The 2,841-nt window shown below is 76.0% G+C and carries 4 protein-coding genes; all 4 read right to left on the bottom strand.

Going from position 1 to position 2,841, the window contains the following annotated elements; translation table 11 throughout:
- Positions 1–812: histidine kinase dimerization/phosphoacceptor domain-containing protein (locus HUW36_RS29905; protein ID WP_174531160.1), on the bottom strand; the 812-nt coding region annotated here is incomplete at its 3' end.
- A 9-nt stretch (positions 813–821) separates the two neighbouring features.
- Complete coding sequence (locus HUW36_RS29900; RefSeq protein ID WP_174531159.1) at positions 822–1,274, bottom strand: ABA4-like family protein; 453 nt, start codon at positions 1,272–1,274, stop codon at positions 822–824.
- The gene (locus HUW36_RS29895; RefSeq protein ID WP_174531158.1) at positions 1,271–2,203 is read right to left on the bottom strand and encodes a hypothetical protein; all 933 of its coding nucleotides are present in this window, start codon (positions 2,201–2,203) and stop codon (positions 1,271–1,273) included. The genes HUW36_RS29900 and HUW36_RS29895 overlap by 4 nt, the downstream gene beginning before the upstream one ends.
- Positions 2,204–2,304: 101 nt before the next feature.
- Positions 2,305–2,841, bottom strand: a 537-nt coding sequence (locus HUW36_RS29890) for a DinB/UmuC family translesion DNA polymerase (protein ID WP_484502612.1), incomplete at its 5' end; no start/stop codon positions are given.

Raw genomic sequence — 2,841 nt, 5'->3', positions numbered from 1 at the left:
ACCGCCGCGCCGAGCGCGGCCGGCAGCGCCGCCGGCTCGATCGCGGTCAGTGCCGCGTCGCCGCGTACGCCGTCGGGGTCACGCAGCACCGCGACCAGCCGCCGCAGGTCGGTCAGCGCCGCCGTGCCGGTGCGGTGCACGTCGTCGAAGACCTCGCCGACCCGGGGGTCGAGGTCGGTCAGCACGTGCCGGGCCACCCCGACCCGCAACACCATCGACGCGACGTGGTGGGCCAGCACGTCGTGCAGCTCCCGGGCGATGGCGGCGCGTTCGTCGGCGCGTGCGGCGCGGCTCTCCGACTCGTGCCGGCGCTGCTCCGCCGCGGCCCGCTCCTCGGCCTGCCGCGCCAACTCCCTGGTGGTCCGCACGACCAGGCCGAGCAGCAGCGGCAGGCCGACGGTGACGGCCAGCCCGAACACACCGGTGAGGGCCTGCCGGAGCGGGTCGCCGACCACGTGGCTCAGGTCGATCGCGGTCACCAGGCCGGCCGCGAGCCAGAACGTCCGGGGTCGGGCGGCCCGCATGGTCAGCTCCAGCAGAGCCCAGCTCGCGCCGACCTGGTTGATCGTCACGTCGTCGACCAACGGCAACGCCGCCACCAGCAGCGCGGACTGGAGCAGCAGGTTCAGCAGCGGCCGGCGGTGGCACAGCAGCGCCACCGTGAACGCCGCGAGCGCGAGCAACCACTGCGTCGCCGTCGGCCCGGGCCGACCGTGCGCGCCGACGACCAGGTAGCCGACGCCGCTGAGGTCCAGCAGCAGCATCCGCGCGAGCGTGTCGCGCGCGTCGAACAGCCGACCGACCCAGCCCACGACGCCAGCCTAGGCAACCGGTGCGGCCGGGGCCACCACGCCCACCGGCTGCCGCCACCGGGCGCGTAGTCCGAGGTGGACGGCCAGGCCGAGCGGGCCCAGCAGGACGGTCAGGACCAGCACCGGCGCGAGCGCGATCGTCGGTACGCCGCGCTCGCGGGCGTCCTGCCAGATCCACCGCCCCACGAACAGGTCGAAACCGATCATGTGGGCCCAGGCGGCCGCCGCGCCGTCGGCGGTGCCGAGCAGCACCCGCAGACCGTCGAGCGTGGGCGCGGTGACCACCGGCAGCACCGCGCCGAGCGCCGGCAGCACCAGGACCGCGTAGACCAGCAGGACCGGCGCCACGATCAGCGGCGAGCCGACGATCCGCGCGGTCCACGACCAGCGGGGCGCCAGGATCATCAGCGCCCAGAACGGCGCGGCGAGGGCGAAGGTGAGGCCGAACAGCGTGGCGCTCATCCGACCAGCACCACCCCGGCGCGGCGGGACCGGCGGCCCAGGACCAGGCCGACCGCCGTCGCGGTGGCGAGCGCCAGCACCGCCGCCGTGGTCAGGGTGAGCGCGTCCGGGCGCAGCAGCGGCTGACCGCGCAACGCCTGCCCGGTGAGCAGCAGCGTGACCCCGGCGTACGCGGCGCCGCCGACGAGCACCAGCCGGGCCCGGGTCGACTCGTCCAGCCGCGCGCCGAGGAACCGGTCGAGCAGGATCGCCAGCAGCGGCAGCGCCTGCAACGCGTGCAGTCCGACGAAGTGGCCGACGCGCAGGTCGCCGCCGGTGGTGCTCCAGCCGACCAGGGGCAGCCCGGGGCCGCCGTCGGGCACGCCGACGCTGTGCGCGCCGCTGATCCCGGCCGGTGCCCCGGCCGGACGCTGCGCCACCATCGGGAACGCGACGAGCATGCCGAGCAGGGAGACGCCGAGACCGAGGCGGACGGCGTACCCGCCGGCGCGGTCCGGCGTGGGCCGGCGCAGCAGCACCACCGCGAGCACCACCTGGGCCAGGAACAGCACCATGATGGCCGCGCCCATGACGTCGAACAGCGCCTCGTCCAGCGGTGTCGTGCCGTTGAAGTGGCTGGTCGTGCCGCGTAGCACCTGGCCGACGATGACGACCATCTCCAGCACCGACATGGCCACGATCACGGTGGCCGCGCGTTCGGCCAGGCGGCTGCGTCGGGGCAGCAGCGAGAGCATCCAGGCGAGGGTGAGGCCGTAGAGCACGAACGAGATCGCGAACTTCAGCGGCTTGAGCCAGGCGGGCGCGCCGGTGAGTACGCGGGGGTCGGCCACCAGGCCGACGGTGGCGACGACGGTGAGCACCGCCATCGCGGACACGAGGAGCATCAGAGGGCGGTGCCATCCGGCCGCCCGGTTCACCACGGTAGTCATGCCTGTAGATGCTGGTGGCCGGCCGCCCCGGTCGCGCCCGACCGGCGGCCGCGGTCGCGGCCCCGGGTCCGACGGGCGTCTCCTACCCGGGTAGGAGACGCTCAGTCGGGCAACCGGGGCATCTCGACGCCGGGGTCGCGGCCGAGCAGCGCACCGCGGGTCAGCGCCCGGGAACCGAAGCGGTCCCGGACGGCGTCGACCGCGGCGTCCAGGGCGGGCCCCGGCTCCGGGGTGAAGGGCAGCGTGAGCTCATTGTGTCCGCCGTCGAGGTTGCCCACCGAGACGCCGAGCAGGGTGACGCCCCGCAGCTCGATCAGCGGCAGCGCGGCCCGCAGCAGCGCGCGGGCGGCGGCCCGCAGCGGCGCGGTCTGCGCGGTCGGCTTGTCCAGGGTGTGCGACCGGGTGGCCCGGGTGTAGTCGGCGAAGCGCAGCCGCAGCGTCACCGTGCGGCCGGTGCGCCGGGCGTCGCGCATCCGCCCGGTCACCCGGTCGACCAGGCCGGCCAGCACGGCGTCCAGCTCGGCGGGGGAGTGCGGCTCGCGGCCCAGCGCGTGCTGCGCGCCCATCGAGGAGCGGCGGCGACCCACCTGCACCGCGCGCGGGTCGCGGTTGTGGGCGAGGGCGTGCAGGTGCCGGCC

The sequence above is a fragment of the Micromonospora maritima genome (assembly GCF_902825405.1).
Classification (GTDB): domain Bacteria; phylum Actinomycetota; class Actinomycetes; order Mycobacteriales; family Micromonosporaceae; genus Micromonospora; species Micromonospora maritima.
The sequence above is the reverse complement of the archived record's forward strand: the minus strand, read 5'-3'. Positions and strand labels throughout refer to the sequence as shown.

Coding starts and splice junctions, on each gene's coding strand:
- HUW36_RS29900 (WP_174531159.1), bottom strand. CDS start 1,274: ATGAGCGCCACGCTGTTCGGCCTCACCTTCGCCCTCGCCGCGCCGTTC.
- HUW36_RS29895 (WP_174531158.1), bottom strand. CDS start 2,203: ATGACTACCGTGGTGAACCGGGCGGCCGGATGGCACCGCCCTCTGATG.